Genomic DNA, 21914 nt, shown 5'->3' with positions numbered 1-21914 from the left:
ACCTCCTAAACTCTTCCTCTTTCATACATTTCACGCATTTTCTTTTTCTCTAATGCTTTGCGTTCTTGATCCACTAATTTTTTATGATATTTTTCCAAATCAAAGCCTAAAATCATCACAAGCTTACTTGCTACAAAAATAGAGCTATAACTCCCAACAATCGAACCAATTAACATTGGCAAACTAAAGCCTTTAATAATCTCTCCACCAAATAAATAAAGTGTCAAAACAACAAAAAACACCGTAAGAGAGGTAAGCATTGTCCTAGAAAGTGTGGCAGAAAGTGCTTCATTAACCACTTCTTTTAAGTTATTACTTGCTCTCATTCCAATAGTTTCGCGAATACGATCAAAAATAATAATAGTATCATTGATAGAATAACCAATCAGTGTCAAAAGAGCCGCAATCACTTCCAAACTCAAATCCACATCAAATAAAACCACCGCACCAGCAGCAATCACAACATCGTGAATTAAAGCCAAAATACTAGCCAAAGCAAAACGCCATTCATAGCGATATGCAACATAAGCCATAATTGAAATGATTGCCAAAGTTAAGGCTAAAATCCCTTTTTCTCTTAATTCATCTCCAACTTTTGGACCTACAATATCTACACGCCTAATCTGAAAATCACCAGTATCTTTTAAAAGATTTGTAACTTCTTCGCCAATATCTTGATTAACACTAGAAGTAGCTGTAGCAAGTCGAATTAAGATCTCTTGAGGGCTTCCAAACTCACTTACCTGTGCGCCTTTAAAATCTTCAACGCTTTCTAATTTTTGGCGTATGTCTGCTAAAGGTGCTTCCTTTGAATATTGAATTTGAATAATTGTCCCACCTGCAAAATCTACACCCAAAGTAAAACCAGGTTTAACAAACAAAATCAAAGAACCAATAAACAAAATCAAAGAAAGCACAATCCCATAATTAGACATTTTAACAAAGTCATAAATTTTGTTATGTTTAAAAAAATCCATTAAGCACCTCTTTTCTTATAGCCAAACCAAAGAGAATAATTGCCTGATTTAATAATTCTATCTTGCAATAATCTAAAGATTCCGTGAGTCCCAACAATTGCTGTAATCACTGAAGCAATAATCCCAATACTCATTGTAATTGCAAAGCCTTTAATCGCACCTGTCCCAAACATATAAAGCAACACAGCAGCAATCAAAGAAGTTAAATTTGAATCAAAAATCGCTCTTGAAGCATTGGCATAACCATTTTCCATTGCTTTGATGAAATTTTCTCCTGCCCTAAAGCCCTCTCTAATCCGCTCATTAATAATCACATTTGCATCCACTGCCATACCCACGGTTAAGATAATTCCAGCCATTCCAGGTAAAGTCAATGTCGCGCCAAAAAGTGCCATCACCGCAATGACTAATAAAATATTAACCACCATTGCAATATTCGCAATAATCCCAGCAATGCCATAATAAAAGACCATAAATATAATAACTAGCACTGCCCCGCTAATTAATGCAATCATTGAAGCCTTAATACTATCAGCCCCTAAGCTTGGACCAACACTGCGTTTTTCTAGCAAAGTAATAGGTGCAGGCAAAGCTCCACTACGCAATGCAATAGCAATATCACTTGCTTCTTGCACACTAAAGCCACCGCTAATTTGTCCGCTACCTCCTCCAATTCTCTCACGAATCACCGGTGCAGAATAAACTTTGCCATCTAGCACTACTGCCATACGATTCCCAACATTTTTTCCAGAAAAATCTCCAAAGATTTTTCCCCCTTGTGCATTCAAGGTAAAATTAATAATAGGTTGTCCATTTTGATCATAAGCCGCTCTTGCATCTGTTAGCATCGCACCATCTAAAATCGGAATAGCCTTAAGCAAGATTTTTTGATTAGGATTATTTACAAAGGGCAATATGACATCACCATAAGATTCTGCTTCTAGCTCTGTCATAGTATGCACTCGTGCATTTCTTGATTCATCTACTGCCATCATCTGCAAATGCCCACCCTTGGAGATCAGCTCCAAAGCCCTTTGTTCATCTTCTTGAGTTTTGATTCCAGGTAATTGCACAAGAATTGAATCGGTTCCTTGCTTAGTTACACTAGGTTCAGATAACCCAAATTGATCCAAACGATTACGAATATTTCCAATCGCTTGTTCAATAGCATAGTTTTCAATACTAATAATTTCTGCCTCCGTGAATGTAAGAGTGTATTTTAAATTATCTTCTAGGACATTTAAGCCTTGAATCTCTTTAAGATAATTATCAATTTTTGTTTTTTCATTAGAATCAAGTAATTCAAACACCACACTTTCCAAATCCACCCTTAAGCCGTCCAATAAAATCTGTTCTTCTAAAGCATAAAAATTTATGCCTGAAGCCAAAGAAGCATAACGCGTTTTAACCGCTTCTTCTGTCTTAACGCCCAAAAGCAGATTTAATCCTCCTTGCAAATCAAGCCCTAAGGTGATTTTAGGACCTTGTGTTTGAAACAAAGAAGGTATTGATAAGGCAATCCCAAATAACGCCGCTATAATAAAAGAAAATAGCTTTGTATTAAAACTTTTTTTCATTGGGTTTATTCAGCTTTTTTAGCAACATAATCTTTTGCTAATTTTACAATAGTATCTTCATTTAAACGCACCATAAAATAATCTTCCTCACGCTTAACAACTTCTACAATAAAACCCCCAGTTGTAACGATTTTATCCCCTTTGTTTAAAGAAGCAATCATTTCTCTATGATTTTTAGCTTGTTTTTGTTGTGGGCGGATAATTAAGAAATAAAAAATCGCAATTAAAACCACTAAAGGTAAAAGTTGTGTAAAGATATTTCCGGCATTTTCCATAAGTGCTAACCTCTCTTAAATAAATTTAAGCAGAGATTCTACCATTTATTTACTAATGATTTGCTAATAAATCACATTGAATTTATTTTTTAAGATAACTTTTTGATTTAATTTTTAATCAAATTCAATAAAAAAACTATCTTTCTTAATTAAGAATCCAAAAAGGATTCTTTAATGATGCGTTACTTTATCTCTCACAAAGAAGAAAATACTTCCTAAAATACCAGCAGTCAGCGAAGCAATCAAAATAGAAATTTTTGCCACATCTGTTGCTACAAGTGCGTGTTCGCCACTAAAGGCAAGATTAGTTACAAACATTGACATCGTAAAGCCAATTCCCCCTAAAGCTCCCGCACCAAAAATTTCTACCCAAGTAACACCTTTTGGACGCGCTGCGATTCCAAATTTTTCTGCCAAAAAGGTAAAGAGAAAAATACCCAATGGCTTTCCAAAAACCAAACCACAGAAAATACCCAAAAACACATGATCTACACCAAAATCAATATTAGAACCAATGGTAACTCCAGCATTTGCAAAAGCAAAAATAGGCATAATAAGATAGTTAGAATAAGGTGCTAAGGCGTGTTCTAGTCGCAAAAGTGGATTTTGCACAGCATTTTTGTGTTGAGCGATATGATGCAAGGCTTCAACTTGTTCATTTTGCAATAAGATTCCATCTTTTTTCTTTTGTGCTTCTTGGAAATTATTAATCACCACTTTAATTTTATTCATAAAGTCTAAAGTATCTATTTTAGGCGCTACAGGAATAGTAAAAGCCAAAACAACTGCCGCAATAGTCGCGTGAATACCGCAGTTATGAACAGCAAGCCACAAACCAACACCTAAAATCATATAAGGCGTTAATGCTTTTACCCCCATTTTATTTAGTATAACCAAAACCACTACAATCCCAGCAGCAACTGCCAACCAAGCAAAGCTAATCCCACTAGAATAAAATAATGCAATCACAATAATCGCACCTAAATCATCAGCCACCGCTAAAGAAACTAAAAAGACTTTAACCGAGATAGAAACTCTCTTGCCAAGTGCCGATAAAACCCCCAAAGCAAAAGCAATATCCGTTGCCATTGGGATTCCAAATCCGTGTTCAGATGCACTTCCAGCATTTAAAGCAAAATAAATAATCCCAGGACCAATCATACCCCCTAAAGCAGCAATAACAGGTAAAGCTGCCCTTTTAAAACCGGCTAACTCACCAAATAACACTTCGCGTTTGATCTCTAAGCCTACAACCAAAAAGAAAAATGCCATTAATACATCATTAATCCAATGCTCCAAGCTCATTCCAATAAAAGTGCCATTAACATCAAATCCTACTTTGCTTTTCCAAAGTGCCGCGTAACTCTCTGCTAAAGGTGAATTTGCAACAATCATTGCTAAAATAGCGCAACAAAGTAGCAAAACCCCTGCAAATGATTCGCTTTGAGTGATTTTTTTTAGACAAGCTAAAAAGCCTTTTTGATTTTCTACTTCCATTTATTCCCCTATAACTTCAACTAATCTTCCTTCACCCTCTGTATAAAAGACAAAACCCCTTGTAGGTTTTTGCAAAATTTCTTCCACACTTTGCATATATTCTAGCACTTGTGTCATATAAGATTCTCTTTGCATTCCACTTTTATAATCAATCACAAACGCCTCGTTTTCTCCAATAACTAAGAGATCTAAGCGTTTTTGTCTTCCATTGGATAAAAAAGGAATTTCACATTTTACCTTTCCTTTGGTTAGAATTTCAATAAAATGAGAATTTTTTAAGATTTTTTTGCAATGTTTTATTACATTTTCTAAACTCTCTCTCTCCATTAAAAAGCCCATTTTATTGCACAAAATCTCCAAAAGCACCAAATCATCTAAATTATTTTTTATTTTTTGCTCCATTACGAAATGCAACGCCACTCCATAATAAATCCCTTGAATCTTACCCTCTTGCACTTCTTTTTGAATCACTTGCATTTTCTTTTGTGTGCCTAAAGCCTCCAAACTCCTTTTATAACTCGCCTCTTCAAAAAAAACTCGCTCTTCTTTTTTAGGCAAATTAATAGCGTCTTTAATCTCTTCTAATGCACTTTTTAAATCTCCCCTTTGCAAACTCTCTAATCCCAAAGAATCAAAACGCCCTTTTTCACTCAAAAGCATAATATGCATTGTATTTTTAGCGCGTGTCAAAGCCACATAAAGCTGATTTTTCAAATCCTTTTCTTTTAGAATCTCTTCTTTTAAAATAGCCTTTTGATAGGTTTTATCCAAGCTTTTTCTTAAATCATTGCTTTTTTGAAACACCCTTTGAATCTCCACGCCATTTTCTTTGAATTCAAAAAAAACATTGTTATAACGACTTCTAGCCTTATTATCATCAATCACCAAAACATGATTAAACTCTAATCCTTTAGATTTATGGATTGTCATTAGCCTAATGCCAGAACACTCACTTGAAACAATATCCGCTTGCAAACTTTCAACTTTTTCCAACAACTCCCCAACACTTGCAAAACCCAAAGCATATTCCAAAAACTTCTTAGCACTCAAACTAGAAATCTTAAAAAACTGCATCACTTGTAGCAAAATTACCGCCGGTGGATTCTCCAAAATTTCAAAATACCTATCCAATGATTCTTTTTCTAATCCCAATAACATAAAAAATTCCTCACAAAATTGAGGATTTTTAGAATCTAAATATTTCAAAAATTCAATCAAAGCGCGCACTTCATTATGAAATACCAGCTTTGCACTCGTATCCATTACAACTTTAAAGCCATCAGTTTCCAAAAACTCTGCTAACTCCACCACCCAATCATTATCAAAGAGCAAAATAGCAATCTCTTCTTCTTTAGCACCAAGCTCCAAAAGCTCCCTTAAGCATTTTGAAATCTCTTGTTTATCCGCTTCATTGATGACAACCCTTACAAAGCCCTCATAATGGCTATTAGCTTCTTGTGAGACAAAACCATCTATTTTGTTACTAAAAACTTCATTTACAAATTCTACAAGATTCTTAGCACTCCGATAATTTTTCTGCAAACTCTCTTGCTTCATTCCATCAGCAGCAATTTTAAAAAGATTTGGATTACCACCCCTAAAACGATAAATAGACTGCTTAATATCCCCCACATAAAAAAAGCTACGCAAAAACTCTTTAACGCCCTTACCGCTTTTGATTTCATCAATCATTGGCTTTAAAATCTCATATTGCAAAATGCTTGTATCTTGGAATTCATCAATCAAAATATGGCTAATGGTGCTATCAAGTCTAAAATACAAAAATTCCTTATCAAAGTTTTTTTTCAACAAAAGCTCATACACTTTTGAAGTTACCGCATTAAAGCTCAAAGTATTGCTTTGTTGATAATACTTCTCTTTGGCTTGTAAATAAACTTGAAAAATTTCATACAGATTCTTAAGATATTGCGATTCATCATCTAAATACACTTCCAAAAGTGCTTCTTTTAGCCCTTCAAAATCTCTCTCATCAAAAGGAATCTTTCCAAATCCCTTAAAATCTGTTATTTTCTCTTTTGTAAGCCAAGTTTTGCCCTTATGCAACAAAGAATTAAAATCGCTAAAATCCATCGGATTAGAAGTCTTACTCTTACTCTCACCCTTACTCTTTTTATATTCTCGCTGAAGCCTATAGGCATACTCCATTACCTGCTCTTTATCGCCTTTTGGTGCTTCATAGACAAAAAGCTCTTTATCAAGCATTTCCTTAAAAGAATCAAGAAAAAAGCAAAGCGACAAAACGCTATTAATATTCTTTCTTCCTTGGACACAAAAAACCACGATTCGCTCAAAAGCTTCATCACTCAAAAGCTCCAAAAAAATCTCTGTAATTATCTCAAAATCTTCATTTTGAATCTCAAAATTATTTTCAACCCCCACATACCAACAAAAGCTCTTTAAGATTCTCTGAAAAAACGAATCAATTGTCGTAATTTTCAAATCTTCACGCAAAAATTCATAATAAATCTTTGTAATCTTTTGCTCAATTCCCTCCAAATCATTTATACTAATAAACTCAAGTTTTTTAATATATTCTCTATCATTTTTTCTTTGATAGATTTCTTGAATGCTCTTAACAATGCGTTCTTCCATTTCCTTTGCCGCTTTTTTAGTAAAAGTCAAAGTCAAAATCTCTGAAGGCTTAGCACCCAAAAAAAGCAACTCAAGATAACGCAAAACCAAGCGATAAGTTTTTCCACTTCCTGCACTTGCATTCAAGCATAATAAGGCATTTTCCATTGCATTTCCTTATAAAATTTGCATCATTATAACATTAATTCAAAAATCCTAAAAGTTGATTGACATATACTAAAGATTTGTTATATAATACGCTAAAAGTTTATAGAATTTATTATTTTTTAAGGAATGGCAAATGTCAAAAAGTCTCTATGAAACACTTGAAGTCTCTTCAAATGCAACAAGCGAAGAAATAAAAAAGGCTTATCGTCGCCTAGCACGAAAATATCACCCAGACATCAATAAAGAAAAAGATGCCGAAGAAAAATTCAAAGAAATCAACGCCGCTTATGAAATCCTAAGCGATGAGAAAAAACGCAAACAATACGATCAATTTGGCGATTCAATGTTTGGCGGACAAAATTTCCACGATTTTGCAAGAGGACAAGGCAATGTAGATTTAGATGATATTTTAAGTCAAATCTTTGGCGGAGGCGGATTCTCTCAAGGAACAGGAAATTTTGGCGGTTTTGGTGGATTTAGTAATTTTGGCGGTTTTGGTGGATTTAATCAAAAAAGCCAACCCAATCTTGACATTAACGCACAAATCACTATTCCCTTTAGCACCGCGATTCTTGGAGGCAAACATAGCGTAAGCTTACAAAACCAAAACTTTGATATTAAAATACCAGCAGGAATCAAAAATGGCGAAACCATAAGGCTAAAAGGAAAAGGCAACACAATGGGCAATCAAAGCGGCGATGTTTTGCTAAAAGTCTCTGTTGCTCCACACCCACAATACACTCAAGAGGGCGACAATCTCACCAAAAAGTTTGATTTACCCCTAAAAACCGCACTTTTTGGTGGCAAAGTTGAAGTAGAAACACTTTACAAACCTATCACACTAAAAGTCCCTAAAAACACCAAAAACAACCAACGATTCCGCGTAAAAGAGCTTGGAGCTTATAACCGCAAAAGCAAAAGCTATGGAGATTTATATTTAGAAGCCAATATTATTTTACCCGATATTGATTCACTCCCAAAAGAGCTTGTTGAATCACTTGAAAAATACCTATAAGGAGTGCCAATGTATAGCTATGATGAACCCGTTTATCTCATCAGCGTAGTAGCAAAGATTCTCTCAATCCACCCCCAAACGCTACGACAATATGAGCGTGAGGGCTTAATAGAACCAGGCAGAACCGATGGCAAAATGCGTTTGTATTCCCAAAGAGATATTGACAAGATAAAAACGATTCTCCGACTAACACGCGATTTAGGCGTGAATCTAGCAGGAGTGGATATAATCCTACGCCTTAAAGATAAGCTTGATGAGCAAGATAGAGAAATTGAAGAATTGCAAATCCACCTAGAAAAGCTTAAAAGCAATCAACCAAGCAAATCCGTTACCAAAAAGCAAAGTTCTTATGAAATCATCATTTTCAAAGAATAATGCCAAGTATTAAAGCAACAACAAAGGCAAAATACACCATACTTTGCCTTTGCAAATCTTACAATCACTCAAATTCCACTCTAAAAAGCAAGGAAACACAATGTCTTTTAGATTTAACGCCTTAAGTTACAAAGATTTTTTAAATCCCTTTTATGCCAAAGCACCGATTTTAGATAACACTTACCAAAACTTCCTACAATCCCTAGAATCTTACCGCCAAAATCTCCTTAACAACCAACACCAAAACGAAGATGCCCTTGTCGCAAACGCACTTAAGCCATTTTTAGAATCCCTAGGATTCACCACACAAGTAAAAGCCAAGCAAAAAGGCAAAAGCGAAATTGATCTAGCTATCACACAAAACAACACTATAGAAGTAATCTTTGAAGTCAAAAAGCCCAATTCAAACGATTTTTTCACCCCAAACAATCCCAACTGCAAAGCCCTGCACGAGTGCATTTTATACTACTTAAGAGAACGCAAAAACACCAATTCATCGCTAAAGTTTATCATCATCACTAATTGCTATCATTTTTACATTTTCTCTGCAAAAGACTTTGAAAAGTTATTTCACAAAAACAAAGAATTCCAAAAGCTTTTTGAAAATTTCCAAAACCCAAACTCCCTTTTTAAAGGCAATACCGATGAATTCTACAAAGAAGCCAAATCCCTTTTAGATTCTCCCCAATACGCACAATCCTTGCAAACTAGCTTTAATTCTAGCTTAGATTCTAATGAAGTGAGCTTAAATGGCTTATTTTGGGATCTCACACCGCTTTTAGCACCACAATCCACAGAATCAAAAGAATCAAAAAAATCCACAGAATCACAAGTATCAAAAGACAACCCAGCATTCCTAACAAGTTTCAAAATCTTTAACAAAGACTTTTTGCTTGATTGCTTTAATCCAAACGATGCTAACGACTTAAACAAGAAATTTTACGATGAGCTTTTATACATTTTAGGCTTGACCCAATCCACCCAAAATGGCAAAGCCATAATCCAAGAAAGCAAAGAAAGCAAAGAAAGCAAAGAAAGCAAAGCCAGTGAAGGCACATTATTTTATGCAATCAAATCCAAGCTTACAAACAAAGACTTTGAAGACATCATACAATACATTATTTTATGGCTAAATAGAATCCTATTCCTAAAACTAATCGAATCCAATCTTGTGCGTTTTAACAACGACACCACACTCAAATTCCTTAATTACGAGAAAATAGACAGCTTTGACAAACTAAATGAGCTATTTTTTGAAATTTTGGCAAAGGACTACACACAAAGAAACAAAAAAAGTCCCTTTGCCTACCTACCCTATCTCAATTCATCGCTTTTTCAAAAACAGCCAATAGAAAGCACACTCCAAATCTCACAGCTAAACAACGACCTAACACTCAAATACTACAAAAACACGCAAATCAAAGACACAAACTACAAACCAAAACACGGCGAAGTCAAGCTTTTAGAATACCTTTTTACTTTTCTAAACAGCTTTGACTTTGGGCATATTACCACCGATGAAGAACACTCTATCACTCACAAAGATTTGATAAACTATAGCGTATTAGGCAGCGTGTTTGAGCGGCTAAATGGCTACAAAGAAGGGAGCTACTACACTCCAGCCTACATCACTTACTATATGTGTAAGCAATCCCTAGAAAAAGTCGTCCTTGACAAATTTAACGCCTTTTTAGATTCAAATGAAAAAAGCCTAGAATCTCTCTCCAATCTCCTATTTATAAAAATAAAGCAGAATCTAAGCCAAAAAGATGAAATCATCAAACAAGCAAGAGAAATCCTACTAAGTATAAAAATCTGTGATCCCGCAGTAGGAAGCGGATATTTCCTAGCAACCGCACTTAATGTAATGCTAGAAATCTTTAGCAAACTCAATCTTTTAGGCAACATTATGCTTGAAATCCAAAACGATGAGATTTTTGTAAGAAACTCCCGCTTTGAAATCATAGAATACAAACGCCCTACCACAGAGCAAGACCCAAACCACAAAATCCAAAAAGAACTCTTTACACTCAAAAAGCAAATCATAGAATCTTGCCTTTTTGGCGTGGATATAAACCCAAATTCTTGTGAAATCGCTAGACTTCGCCTGTGGATAGAACTCCTAAAGCACAGCTACTACACACTAGATTCAAGCCTTGACAAAAACATTCACGCCCTCCAAACTCTCCCAAACATAGACATCAACATAAAATGCGGCAATAGCCTTGTAAGTTACTTTGAAGTCAATGAAAATAATTCGCAAGGAAAACCGCGTGAAAATACGCTAAAGTGGCTTATGGCACAAGACACAGGATTTGCAAACAACTTCAAAGAACAAATCAAAATCTACAAAGAAAGCGTAAATGCCTACAAAGAAGCACTAAAAGACAAAAAAGAACTCATAAATACCATTGACAAAATCAAAGAACTTTTTAAAAACACACTTTTAACAACAATGAAAGATTATAAAAATCTCAAAAAGAATCTTGGAGAGTTTGTAAGCATTTATGGAGATTCTGCGTTTGATATGGAAACGCCTTTTGGTATGGAAATGCTAAGAATCACGCGAAAGCAAAAGTTTAGATTCCAGCCAGATTTAGAACACCTAGAGCCAAAGAAGCTTGACCCAAAAGGACAAAAACTCCTAGAATCTATTCACAATGATTTTGAATCTTTAGAAAGGATTCGCACTAGCCAAAGCTTTGAATGGCGGTTTGCATTCCCAGAAGTGCTAGATAACAATGGCGATTTTTTGGGCTTTGACCTAGTCATCGGCAACCCACCTTATATATCAGCACCATCTCAACTAGAAAACACGAATCTAGCCCTACAAAGACAAACAATAAGTAATTTAAAAAAATACAAAAGCCTATATCAAAAATGGGATTTATATATACCATTTATAGAGCTTGGCATTTCAAAGCTTTGCAAAGAAAATGCAATATGTGCGATGATAATACCTTATCCTTTTACAAATCAGCTTTATGCAAAAGTGTTAAGAGATATGATAACAACAAGTTTTAATCTTTATGAACTTGCAGATTTGCAAGGTATAAAGGTTTTTGATAGTGCAGTGGTAACAAATTGTATAATTTTTGTTTCAAAACAAAAATTTAAAAATAAAATAACCATATCAAACGCAAATGAGAATCTAAAGATTCAAGCAACACTAGAAAAAACTTATGATGAATTAATACAAGACCAAAAAACTTTAGTTTTTAACACAACAGCACAAAATATAATAACAAATAAACATCAAAATCTAAATACCTTAGGGGATTTTTGCTATATAAGCAAAGGTATGGTTTTAAATGCAGATGAGAAAACAGCCAAAGGGGAATTTAAAAAAGATGATTTAATTAGCAATGTAAAAGATAAAATACATTGCAAAGAATACATAGAAGCAAAGGATATGGAAAAATACGCCATAAAAAGAATAAGGTATTTAGAATACAACACTCCACGCTCTCCATCAAAACTAAGTCGTCCCACTTTTCCACAATTATACGAGAATGAAAAAATATTTTGTAATCGCTTAGGGAATCTTCAATGTTCGTATAGTAATAAAAAAATTTTACATAACGATTCAATTATATGTTGCGTTTTATGGAAAGATTTAAAGGGCGTAGAAAACAGCAGCATAAGTGGTAGCGTTAAAAAATTCTCAAGATTCTCAAGAAAAGAAATGGAGGAGCTTTCTTTAAATATGAATCTAAAATACATACTAGGAATTTTAAATTCCAAATACGGCGATACTCTTTTGTCTAATTTAAGAGGTGATGATTATCATATTTATCCCGAACATATCAGAAATATCCCTATTCCTAAAATAGATTCTACAAACAAAGCCCTAAGCGATGAGATTATAAGCCTAGTAAAGCAAATTTTAGATTCCAAAGCCAAAGACCCCACCACAGACACCAAAGAGCTAGAATCTCACATAGATTCTCTAGTCTATAAACTCTACCACCTAACCGATGATGAAATAAAAATCATAGAGGGAAAATAATGGAATACAAAGAACAGATTAAAAATTTTTTGGAAGATAAGGAAAATTATAGTTTATTAATAAGTGGTTCTTGGGGAGTTGGAAAAACTTATTTGTGGAAAGAAATTGAAAATGAACTTAATCCAAAAATAACACATAAGGAAAATTTGTGGAAAAAGTTTAAGTCTAATATAAATTTTTTTAACCATTTGATGATACTAATTTCCATCATAGAACAATATGTTGGAATTATTCTTATGGGTATTATAAAGTATTTTAATCTTTGTAATTATATTGAAAATCTAAATAAAATTGAAAATTCAAATAAACAAGAAAAAAATATTATTTATGTTTCTTTGTTTGGGAAAGAACATTACAAAGAAGTTTTAGAAGAAATAACCCTAAAAGCCTATAAACATAACAGGTTTTTATATTTTATTAGAAATATAACTTTTTGGAAGTTATCTGTAGGAACATTTTTGCAATTATTTATAACAAAAAATTTCGAAAATATAATTGTATGCCTTGATGATTTAGAAAGAAAATCAGATAAGCTTGATATGAAAGATATTTTAGGTTTGATCAATCAGCTTAAAGAAGAAAAATGTAAAGTTATTTTAATATCAAATAAAGATGAATTATCGAATAATAAAGAAATTTTTGACATATATAAAGAAAAATGTATAGACTTAAATATACACATACGCTCTAAAGCAGAGGTTATATTGCAAATTTTAAAAGAAAAAATTCCAGAAATACCTAAAGAAATAATTCCAGATTCTATGTATAGAATCAAAAATCTAAGAAATTTAAATAAAACAATAAAAACTCTTAAATTTTTTAATAAAGAATTGCGATTTGCAGACAGATTGAAACAAAACAAAGAGTATAAAGCTTTCTTTATAGAAATATCAAACAAAATAATATCAAATTATGAAAATAAAGATTCACATAATTTAAATAAAGAAAAACAAGAATTTATACCTTTAGAGAGTGCATTTTCAAAAACTATCGATAATATAATTAAAGACTATATTGGCAATGGCTTGGTTTATTCTATACCTAATGATAAAAAGGAAGAATTTAAAAAAGAATTGAAAGAATATAAGTTTTATAAAGACTCATTTGCTTTGGAGGGGTTATTGCAAAATAGCATTCGATATCCAAATAGTATTGATAAAAATAAATTTGAAGATTTTTTTAATAGTGTTGATGAAGAGCGATTGAGAGATTTTATAAATAAATTAGGTTATATAAACTTCATAGCACTTGATAGAGTATTTCATTTTGATAAAAATGAAAGAAATCTAAAAATGAAAAAATATTGTTTAGAATTAGCAAAAAAACTTGAATGCAGTGAAAAATTTATTAACATAATATGCGATAATGATGAAGTATTAAAGCAGTATTACAAGGACTTAAACAAAGAAACAGAGATAAAATCAAATAATTATTTTGAAACCACAAGAGAGACTAATAAATATAAACATATAAAAAAATATAATGATTTTCTCGCAAATTTGAAAAAAATAAATGAATCGTCAGAAGAAAAAATAAGGGATTTTTTGGATAATAAGATGATTTTATCATATTGTGATATATATTTTAGTTTTGAAGAAACTAATAAAAATAAATATCCACAATTATATAATGTTTATAAATCTATAAACTCTACAATCTAACTAAAGATGAAATAAAAATCATAGAGGGAAAATAATGAAACATCTTACCAAAGAGCAAGAACAAGAGATTTGGGATAAAGTAAGTAAGGAAGTTGAAAATTTTGATACTTTTTTAGATAAATCTCAATGTATCGATGAAATTTGTCGCAAGATTAAGTCTATATCTGAAGGAATGGTGCAACTTTCATGGACAACACTTGATGAAACATTAAAAAGAACCAAAGAAATTACTTACGAGTGTATCGGAACAAAAGAGATTCAAGATGTTTTCGGCAAAGATTTTTCTATTCAGTATAGTTCTGATACATTTTGCATAATGCCCAAGCCAAAAATACAACCATACAATGAAAATCAACAAGATAGTAAAGATCTCCAAGAACAAGATATAAAAAACATATCTTGTTTTAAGCTACCAATTTTACTTGAAAAATATCCTTTATTATTTATGAATTGTGTGTTTCATTGTGAATTTTTAAATACCGATTTTACAAAAGATCTAAAAAAACTTTGTTTTATGCAATGCGAGTTTAAAGAAAAAATAACTTTAAATTTTAAAGAGTGCCTAGATGTTTTTCTAATGAGTTATTGCACATTTGAAAAACCGCTTACTATTCATGGAAAATTTAAAGAAAATGCCGATTTTAACAACTCCACTTTTAAAGATTCAGCCGATTTTAGCAAATGCGAGTTTGAAAAAACAGCTTGTTTTTATGGAGTGAAGTTTGATAAAGCCTTTAATTTCTCACAAGCACAATTCAAAGGAAGTCTTAATGCGGTAAATGCAAATCTTAATTTTGGCTTTGAAAGCCTAAAAGAGAAAATCAAGCAAGAACATACAGAATACAACAAAAGAGAAAGTATTAAAAAGCCCCTAGCACATTTTGCAAACGACTTTAGAGATTCATTTAGGATTTTTAAAAGCACTTTGATAAAAGATAATAACTTACTAGATGCTTCAGAATTCCACAAATGCGAACTCTATTGCAAAGAACTAGAACTAAAAGAAAGTAGGCACAAAAGGGGTATCAATGCAAATAATAATGAAGATGCAAGAAAAAACATAAAACCCTTTAAAGAGCTTATAGACTTTTTACTTTTAAGGTTTTATCGCAACCTTTGCGATCATCATACAGATTTTTTGAAATGCTTTAATAATCTTGTGCTTTTGGTGGCTTTGTATGCTGTATTGCTATGGATAGGAAACTTTGATCTTATGCAAGGCAAAGAACCGATTATTTCTGACATCCTGCACCAATTAGGTGATAAAGCAATAACGCTAAAAAAGGATATCAAAAAATACGATTGGTTAGTTTTTTTAATCTTTTTAGCTTTAGCAGTATCGTGTTTATATTATTTATATAAAACAATCTATTTAGAACGCAAATTATATATAAAGAATATAAAATTAATTTTATCTTTTACAAAGAACTCATTAAAAAACATATGCTTCTTTATGCTAATATCTGTAGCTATAATATTTTTTTATGCAGCAATCATAGCAACCCTAATAACATTGCTTAACTTAAACGATATGCACTATTGGCAAAGTTATCTTAATTTTATAAATTTTGTTTTATTTTTTGTTATTTATTTTTCATTAATCTCTTTGGATTGCGTTTTTGTGCGATTTTTACTAGTTATAGCAGCTTATATCATAACTTCTATTTCTATAGGCAAAAACATCGCTATCTTAAATCCTCTAATAGGCAAACTCTTAAACACTTCTATAGAGATAAAAGATCCTATTTTTCAATCCATAACTATTGCCTACACAATTTCTACATTATTAGTGCTTTTCTCTCTCCAAAAAACCGCACGAAAAAACTCCATAGTGCCAAACTAGAAAGGATATAAAAATGCAAGAAATTAGCTATATGTTAGATTCTACAAACAAAGCCACAGACACCAAAGAGCTAGAATCTCACATAGATTCTCTAGTCTATAAACTCTACCACCTAACCGATGATGAAATAAAAATCATAGAGGGAAAACAAATAGCATTAATCCAAATTTTAGACTGAAGCTTATTTTAATAGTTTAAGTATTTTTTTATATCATCTTTTTTGTTAGTCAAATCAGATATTGAACCATAGTAACATAAATAATTTTGCACCAATTGCTCCACATTTATAGGTATAAACGCAGAACCATGTTTATCTCCAAGCTCTTTTTTGTGATTTAGTTTAGCGGCAGATACTTTATTACATAAGCTTTCTAGTAAAACATCTTGTCTAATTATTAAAATCCTATCTGGCATACAATTTCGTTTTAATTCATGGTTATAAAAAAGTATAATTGCAGCATCCAAATAATCATCCTGAAACCATTTTCCCACTTTATCTACCTTAAATCCATGTTGCTTCTCAAATTCTTGAAATAAAATATTATTATGAAAAAAGCTACCTTTGCATCCATCGGAATATGCCGAAACAAAATCCACTCTTAAATCGCCGTATTTTGAAAAATTTTGTGAATATTGGACATCAATTTTGATATTTTTATCACCAGCTAGTAAATCTACTTTTGTTATATCATCACTATTATTTAGTGCCGCTTTTATGTGAAGCTTACCCAAAATTTTTATTGCTAATTCTTCAGAATATTGCGTATTATTTGCTTTATAATCTCCCATATTATATTCCTGTATTTTATAGTTATTTTAAATTTTCATATACTTTTTGTATCAAATAATCTTTGTCATCACTCTCAAATATCAAACTAGCAAATTCTAGATTATACTCATTGGCATCCATAATATTTTCAATCAATTTTTTTTGATATTGCTCACTTGCTTTGCCACGCCCTAAAGCCCTATGACAAGCAGGACATAATTTAGTTAAATTCTCTACAACATCCAGCTCTTTCTCTTTTCCTACTGATACAAAATGATGTATTTCTGTGTAATACCTTTCTGGAAACTTTCTAAGCAAGAAACTCCTATCCGCAATGTTATATTTATTCTTACAAGCAGCACACTCATCTTTTGTTTGATATCTTACCAATTGAGCTATATTTATGTTTCTTTTAAAATCATTATTTGTGTTTTCGTCAAAATTTAACTCTTCTCTAAGATTTTTAATATCTCTTTCTGTTAAATCATTATTCAAAATACGGGTAGCGTAAAAATTAATGCGTTCCTGGAAACTATTTTTATTAAATGTAGGCGCTCTGCATTCAAAACTATAATATCCATTTCCAGTATATTCATAATCAATTCCGTATGCTCTCTTTACAATCTCTGCTTTGTAAATATTCATAAGTCCTATTTTTTCCAAATACCAATACAAGTTTATTCTTAATTGGGTATTTCTACGATTTTCGCCAGATACATACTGGGATTGTAAATCTCTAAAGTTAATATTTAGAACATTTATAGACAAGCCTAAATTGTCTAAAAATAGACTGATTCTTTTTAACTCTAGAATACTATTATAAAAATAATCTTTTGCTAATAATGGTCTTTTTGTATCAATACTTCCCCTTAGTTCAAAAAATGCTCTTGCAAACTTTTTCCTTTCTTCTAAAAAGTTATTATTTCCTACAAAATCACTTAATAAGATTTTAGTATAAAGCCTAGCAAAAAACTGACTTTGACTTAATCTTAAGTCATTTTCCAAAACAAATACAAATTCCGCTCTTTTTATCTTCTCATTGTTATTGATGTGCCACTGAGAAATTTCGCTTTGAAAATTTAGTTGTTTTAAATAATCAATCTTGCTTTCTTCATAAAAAGCTTCATCTGACATATAAGATGATTTCCTATACACAGATAGTGTATATATAAGACTACCATCATCCGTAAAGCAATATCTGCCATAAAAAGCACCAAGAAGAAACGGCATTTCTGCTTCAGATGCCAAAAAGTCTGACACCTTTAAATATTCCATCATTCACCCTTATTTTTATTGTTAGTTTATTTTATAAAGAATAAAGAAAATATACAATAAAATTGAGGGATAAAAAAATCATACCTCAGGAATATAAAAGTGTATAGAATTTTAGATTTATTCTGTGGCGCCGGTGGTTTTTCATATGGATTAGAGCAAAATAAAAATTTTAAGACTGTTATAGGTCTTGACTTCGAAAAAGCAGCAATAGATACTTTTAATCACAACTTTAAACAAGCAATTGGCATTTGTGGCGACATAACAAACAAAGAAGTTAAAGACAAGGTTGTAAATTTAGCAAAAGAACTAAAAGTAAATATGGTGATAGGAGGTCCGCCTTGTCAAGGTTTTAGCCTAAAGGGTAAAAATTTAGGTCTTGCCGATGAGAGAAATTTTTTATTTTTAGAGTATTTAGAGTTAGTAGAGAAAGTAAATCCGGAAATTTTTATAATCGAAAATGTAAAAAATCTATACAATGCGGTGAATGGGTATTTTAGAGAAGAGATTATAAAAAAAATAAAAAATATGGGTTATGTGGTAAATTGTAAAATTTTAAATGCAAAACATTATGGAGTCCCACAAAATAGAGAAAGAGTGTTTTTTATAGCACACAAAGAGCGTCTTTTGAGCTTTCCTAAAGAAAGTAATTGTTTGGTAAGTGTAAAAGATGCCATCAGCGATCTTAATTACCTAGAAAGCGGTGAAGGCACTATACAAGCAGAATATAAAATAGAACCACAAAGCGACTATCAAAAGATAATGAGAGCTGATAGATTACAATATCACATAGCTTCTAACCACTCAAAAGCAGCAATAAATAAGCTAAAGATGATAGCTCCAGAATGTGGAAAAGAATGTTTGCCTACACACTTACATGGTAAGCAAAAATTCTCTACGACTTGGGGCAGATTAGTTTGGGATGATGTTAGTCCTACAATAGACACTAGATTTGATACTCCAAGCAATGGCAAAAACTCCCACCCTGTTCTTCATAGAGCAATTACACCAAGAGAAGCCGCCAGAATCCAAAGTTTTGATGATAACTTTTATTTTAAAGGAACAAAAACACAGGTATGCAAACAAATAGGGAATGCAGTTCCACCATTATTGGCTAAGGCATTGGCAGATAATATTATAAATCAAATAAACCAAGATCAGCATACAGGGAAAAACTTCACTATATATAATTCCGATTCATATTCCATGATAGAAACATTTATAAAACAAGGTCTCAAAGTAAATCACATCATAACAGACCCTCCTTATAATATCTCACAAGATAATAACTTTTCAACTATGAATAGCGCAAAGCGTCAAGGTATTGATTTTGGAGAGTGGGATAAGAAATTTGATCTTTTTAATTGGATAAAAAGTTACTCTAAAATTCTGGATATTAATGGCTCTTTTATAATTTTTTGTTCTTATAGATTTGTAAGTCATATTTGTGATACTCTTGAAAATAGCGATTGTGTAGTTAAAGATATTTTGATATGGCAAAAAAGTAATCCCATGCCTAGAAATATAAGCAGGAGATATGTTCAAGACATGGAATTTGCTGTTTGGGCAGTAAAAAAAGGTGCTAAGTGGGTCTTTAATAAACCAAATAACAAAAAATATCTACGAGCAATGTATACAGCACCTGTTGTTAGAGGTTTTGAGAGAACAGAACACCCAACACAAAAAAGTTTAAAAGTTATGCAAGAAATAATACAAATACACACAAATAAAGATGATTTGGTGCTAGATCCATTTATGGGAAGCGGAAGCACAGGTGTAGCTGCCATTTGCAATGGTAGAAACTTTTTAGGCATTGAGTTATCTAAAAAGTATTACAATATAGCCTTAAAGAGATTAAGCTCCAATTATTAGCAATACACTAAAAACTCATTTAGCCTATAATTATGATATATGCCTTTGGTGGTGATGTTTTTCCAATAATCGCCTATTTCGTTAGTATCAGCTTAGTGCTTTTCTCTCTCCAAAAAACCGCACGAAAAAACTCCATAGTGCCAAACTAGCCTTTGGCTAGACAAACAAGCAAAAGCTATTTACTAAGAAACTCTAGCCCAGCCTTTGCCACAGCCACATCCTCAGAGCCGTGCGCACCACCGACACCGATACCACCGACTACAACACCATCAATCACGATAGGAATCCCCCCATCTAAAAACGAAAAATTTTCATCCAAAAACTTCAAATCCTCAGGAATCTTACCCTCGCGAATCCCCTTTGCAATATCAGCGGTTTCTTTCTTTTGAGAATTCGCAGTGTAAGCCTTTTTGTAGCTAGAGCGTAGGGTATGCACACCAGCATTATAATCCCTAAAAACAGCCAAAACTTGACCCGACCTATCTACGATTGTTATGCTTACTGCGTGATTATGTTGCACCGCAAACGCACTTGCTTTTTGCAAGATTCCCTGCACCGCTTCATTTGACAAAACAGGCACTTGGACAAAGGCAGCTCCAGACATTTGCGACACACAAGAACAAACAATAAAAAGAAGTTTTTTAAGCATTGTAATTCCTTTAGATTCTAGACTAACAAGGCTTAGCACATATGCCAAACCCCAACTTCATAACATTATACAAGATTCTTATGGATTTTCACAAGCATTGCAAACGCCTTTACCCCTAGCACCACGATTCTACACAAAGCACCGATATTTATCGTGCTTTGCTTTGTGAGCTTATGAGAGATTTTCTACACTCTTTTTAAGTTCTCCAAAACTATCTTGGATAGAAAGAGAGATTCCATGCACATTTTGAGAAGTTGTGAGATTATGCTTAGCAAAATCAAGGATTTTTTTCATATCTTCATTGATAATTGTGAGATCCTTACTCATCACGCCACTATGATTGATAAGCTTTTTAGTGGTTTCAAAACTTTCATTAAAAATACTTTCAAAAGTGCCAATTTTAGTATTAGCATCATTGGTGCGTGAGAGCAGATTCTCTACATTTTCTCTATTTTCTATGATAACTTCCTTGCTTTCAGTAACATCTTGAGTGATTGCTTTGACATTGCTATCAATTTCAGCGAGGCTATGTTGAGTGTTTTCGGCAAGTTTTCGCACCTCATCAGCCACCACAGCAAACCCTCTTCCGTGTTCTCCTGCCCTTGCGGCTTCAATAGCTGCATTAAGCGCCAAAAGATTAGTTTGATCTGCTATTGATCGCACCGCTTCTACAATGCTTATAATCGCATTTGTATTAGTTTCTAATGATTCAAAATGCGAAATGAGATTAGCATTTTGATTAAAAATATTTTCTACCAAATCATACACATCTTTAAGTAATTTTCTAATCTCTTGCATAGAAGCAAACATTGATTCTTGTTCGGATTTGGTTTGCAAAATTTCTTCATTAAAATTTTGCAAAAGTATGTTAGTAGAATCCGCCTTTGTGCTTGTTGATTCAACAATAACATTCATATCTTGTGTGAGACTTTTTAGTGAATCAGCGATTCTTCCAAGTCCATTAATATCTGTTTGACCAGTTTCAACCTTTTGGTATATGGTTTCTACTACGCCTTGAATGCGTGCTTTGAAATCATCAATAAGTGAAAGAATCTTACCATTTTCTGTGCTATATGAAGTATTAACTTTGATTTTAGAAGCTAATGTGATTGATTTAAGCTCTTTGGCAATAATCTTTGTCATATTAACCCCCCAAGTTTTTTCATCAATATCGTGTATGATAAGTGCAACCACGATAACAAATTGCACAATTTGTCCGATGAGATTTTCAGTAAAAAACAACGCATTAACCGCCAATACAATAATACCCAAGATATGGATAATTCGCATACGAAAATAAAGTGACTTAAACATCGTAACATCCTTTTAAAAAAGTGCGGAATTCTAGCACCCAAATAGTAAA

The 21914-nt window shown here is 32.5% G+C and carries 16 protein-coding genes and 1 pseudogene; 8 read left to right on the top strand and 9 right to left on the bottom strand.

The window, feature by feature from the left end; genetic code table 11:
• Nucleotides 1-5 precede the first annotated feature (5 nt).
• The 5 genes from secF to HCAN_RS04905 all read right to left on the bottom strand — a co-directional run bounded on the left by secF (nt 6) and on the right by HCAN_RS04905 (nt 7086).
• Nucleotides 6-977 carry a protein translocase subunit SecF gene (secF, locus tag HCAN_RS04925; RefSeq protein ID WP_006656861.1) on the bottom strand — a complete coding sequence of 324 codons (972 nt, stop codon included), beginning with the start codon at nt 975-977 and terminating at the stop codon, nt 6-8.
• Complete coding sequence (gene secD / locus HCAN_RS04920; protein WP_006655649.1) at nt 977-2554, bottom strand: protein translocase subunit SecD; 1578 nt, start codon at nt 2552-2554, stop codon at nt 977-979. The genes secF and secD overlap by 1 nt, the downstream gene beginning before the upstream one ends.
• 5 nt (nt 2555-2559) lie before the next feature.
• Entirely contained in the window at nt 2560-2829 is a 270-nt protein-coding gene (gene yajC, locus HCAN_RS04915) for a preprotein translocase subunit YajC (RefSeq protein WP_006655648.1), read from the bottom strand.
• A 171-nt stretch (nt 2830-3000) separates the two neighbouring features.
• Nucleotides 3001-4326 (bottom strand): Na+/H+ antiporter NhaA, encoded by a 1326-nt coding sequence (gene nhaA, locus HCAN_RS04910; protein ID WP_006655647.1) that lies wholly within the window; start codon nt 4324-4326, stop codon nt 3001-3003.
• Complete coding sequence (locus tag HCAN_RS04905; protein WP_006656860.1) at nt 4327-7086, bottom strand: RecB-like helicase; 2760 nt, start codon at nt 7084-7086, stop codon at nt 4327-4329.
• Between the two features lie 133 nt (nt 7087-7219).
• Here HCAN_RS04905 and HCAN_RS04900 point away from each other — a divergent pair, with 133 nt between their 5' ends.
• From HCAN_RS04900 to HCAN_RS08210, 6 genes are all read left to right on the top strand, one after another.
• Nucleotides 7220-8101, top strand: coding sequence for a DnaJ family protein (locus tag HCAN_RS04900; protein ID WP_006655645.1), 882 nt, complete (start codon nt 7220-7222; stop codon nt 8099-8101).
• 9 nt (nt 8102-8110) lie between these two features.
• Nucleotides 8111-8476, top strand: a complete 366-nt coding sequence (locus tag HCAN_RS04895; RefSeq protein ID WP_006656859.1) for a heat shock protein transcriptional repressor HspR — start codon at nt 8111-8113, stop codon at nt 8474-8476.
• Nucleotides 8477-8576: 100 nt separating this feature from the next.
• A complete protein-coding gene (locus HCAN_RS04890; protein WP_006655642.1) occupies nt 8577-12485 on the top strand; it encodes a type IIG restriction enzyme/methyltransferase in 3909 nt (1302 codons plus the stop codon).
• Nucleotides 12485-14146: a P-loop NTPase fold protein gene (locus HCAN_RS04885; protein ID WP_006655641.1), complete on the top strand. Its 1662-nt coding sequence runs from the start codon at nt 12485-12487 to the stop codon at nt 14144-14146. The genes HCAN_RS04890 and HCAN_RS04885 overlap by 1 nt, the downstream gene beginning before the upstream one ends.
• A 34-nt stretch (nt 14147-14180) precedes the next feature.
• Nucleotides 14181-15989: a pentapeptide repeat-containing protein gene (locus HCAN_RS04880; RefSeq protein ID WP_006655640.1), complete on the top strand. Its 1809-nt coding sequence runs from the start codon at nt 14181-14183 to the stop codon at nt 15987-15989.
• A gap of 13 nt (nt 15990-16002) precedes the next feature.
• Nucleotides 16003-16167 (top strand): hypothetical protein, encoded by a 165-nt coding sequence (locus HCAN_RS08210; protein WP_006655639.1) that lies wholly within the window; start codon nt 16003-16005, stop codon nt 16165-16167.
• Nucleotides 16168-16175: 8 nt separating this feature from the next.
• On the opposite strand, the gene HCAN_RS04875 is transcribed toward HCAN_RS08210, so the two are convergent.
• Both HCAN_RS04875 and HCAN_RS04870 read right to left on the bottom strand, forming a co-directional pair.
• Nucleotides 16176-16778, bottom strand: coding sequence for a hypothetical protein (locus tag HCAN_RS04875; protein ID WP_006655638.1), 603 nt, complete (start codon nt 16776-16778; stop codon nt 16176-16178).
• 22 nt (nt 16779-16800) lie between these two features.
• Nucleotides 16801-18033: an HNH endonuclease signature motif containing protein gene (locus tag HCAN_RS04870; protein ID WP_006656858.1), complete on the bottom strand. Its 1233-nt coding sequence runs from the start codon at nt 18031-18033 to the stop codon at nt 16801-16803.
• A 99-nt stretch (nt 18034-18132) separates the two neighbouring features.
• On the opposite strand from HCAN_RS04870, the pseudogene HCAN_RS08280 reads away from it, so the two are divergent.
• Nucleotides 18133-19203: pseudogene (locus HCAN_RS08280) on the top strand (DNA cytosine methyltransferase); the annotation flags it as partial.
• Nucleotides 19204-19236: 33 nt separating this feature from the next.
• Nucleotides 19237-19902 carry a DNA-methyltransferase gene (locus HCAN_RS08275; RefSeq protein ID WP_034556450.1) on the top strand — a complete coding sequence of 222 codons (666 nt, stop codon included), beginning with the start codon at nt 19237-19239 and terminating at the stop codon, nt 19900-19902.
• Nucleotides 19903-20077: 175 nt separating this feature from the next.
• On the opposite strand, the gene HCAN_RS04855 is transcribed toward HCAN_RS08275, so the two are convergent.
• Both HCAN_RS04855 and HCAN_RS04850 read right to left on the bottom strand, forming a co-directional pair.
• Entirely contained in the window at nt 20078-20551 is a 474-nt protein-coding gene (locus HCAN_RS04855) for a GlcG/HbpS family heme-binding protein (RefSeq protein ID WP_006655635.1), read from the bottom strand.
• Between the two features lie 171 nt (nt 20552-20722).
• Nucleotides 20723-21865: a methyl-accepting chemotaxis protein gene (locus HCAN_RS04850; protein ID WP_006655634.1), complete on the bottom strand. Its 1143-nt coding sequence runs from the start codon at nt 21863-21865 to the stop codon at nt 20723-20725.
• Nucleotides 21866-21914: the final 49 nt, after the last annotated feature.

This window comes from Helicobacter canadensis MIT 98-5491, from assembly GCF_000162575.1.
GTDB classification, from domain to species: Bacteria; Campylobacterota; Campylobacteria; order Campylobacterales; family Helicobacteraceae; genus Helicobacter_D; species Helicobacter_D canadensis.
This window is presented reverse-complemented; position numbering and strand designations above follow the sequence as displayed.

Bases quoted from the DNA above. Each gene is read 5' to 3' on its own strand.
- secF (WP_006656861.1), bottom strand. From the start codon at position 977: ATGGATTTTTTTAAACATAACAAAATTTATGACTTTGTTAAAATGTCT.
- secD (WP_006655649.1), bottom strand. From the start codon at position 2,554: ATGAAAAAAAGTTTTAATACAAAGCTATTTTCTTTTATTATAGCGGCG.
- yajC (WP_006655648.1), bottom strand. From the start codon at position 2,829: ATGGAAAATGCCGGAAATATCTTTACACAACTTTTACCTTTAGTGGTT.
- nhaA (WP_006655647.1), bottom strand. From the start codon at position 4,326: ATGGAAGTAGAAAATCAAAAAGGCTTTTTAGCTTGTCTAAAAAAAATC.
- HCAN_RS04905 (WP_006656860.1), bottom strand. From the start codon at position 7,086: ATGGAAAATGCCTTATTATGCTTGAATGCAAGTGCAGGAAGTGGAAAA.
- HCAN_RS04900 (WP_006655645.1), top strand. From the start codon at position 7,220: ATGTCAAAAAGTCTCTATGAAACACTTGAAGTCTCTTCAAATGCAACA.
- HCAN_RS04895 (WP_006656859.1), top strand. From the start codon at position 8,111: ATGTATAGCTATGATGAACCCGTTTATCTCATCAGCGTAGTAGCAAAG.
- HCAN_RS04890 (WP_006655642.1), top strand. From the start codon at position 8,577: ATGTCTTTTAGATTTAACGCCTTAAGTTACAAAGATTTTTTAAATCCC.
- HCAN_RS04885 (WP_006655641.1), top strand. From the start codon at position 12,485: ATGGAATACAAAGAACAGATTAAAAATTTTTTGGAAGATAAGGAAAAT.
- HCAN_RS04880 (WP_006655640.1), top strand. From the start codon at position 14,181: ATGAAACATCTTACCAAAGAGCAAGAACAAGAGATTTGGGATAAAGTA.
- HCAN_RS08210 (WP_006655639.1), top strand. From the start codon at position 16,003: ATGCAAGAAATTAGCTATATGTTAGATTCTACAAACAAAGCCACAGAC.
- HCAN_RS04875 (WP_006655638.1), bottom strand. From the start codon at position 16,778: ATGGGAGATTATAAAGCAAATAATACGCAATATTCTGAAGAATTAGCA.
- HCAN_RS04870 (WP_006656858.1), bottom strand. From the start codon at position 18,033: ATGGAATATTTAAAGGTGTCAGACTTTTTGGCATCTGAAGCAGAAATG.
- HCAN_RS08275 (WP_034556450.1), top strand. From the start codon at position 19,237: ATGATAGAAACATTTATAAAACAAGGTCTCAAAGTAAATCACATCATA.
- HCAN_RS04855 (WP_006655635.1), bottom strand. From the start codon at position 20,551: ATGCTTAAAAAACTTCTTTTTATTGTTTGTTCTTGTGTGTCGCAAATG.
- HCAN_RS04850 (WP_006655634.1), bottom strand. From the start codon at position 21,865: ATGTTTAAGTCACTTTATTTTCGTATGCGAATTATCCATATCTTGGGT.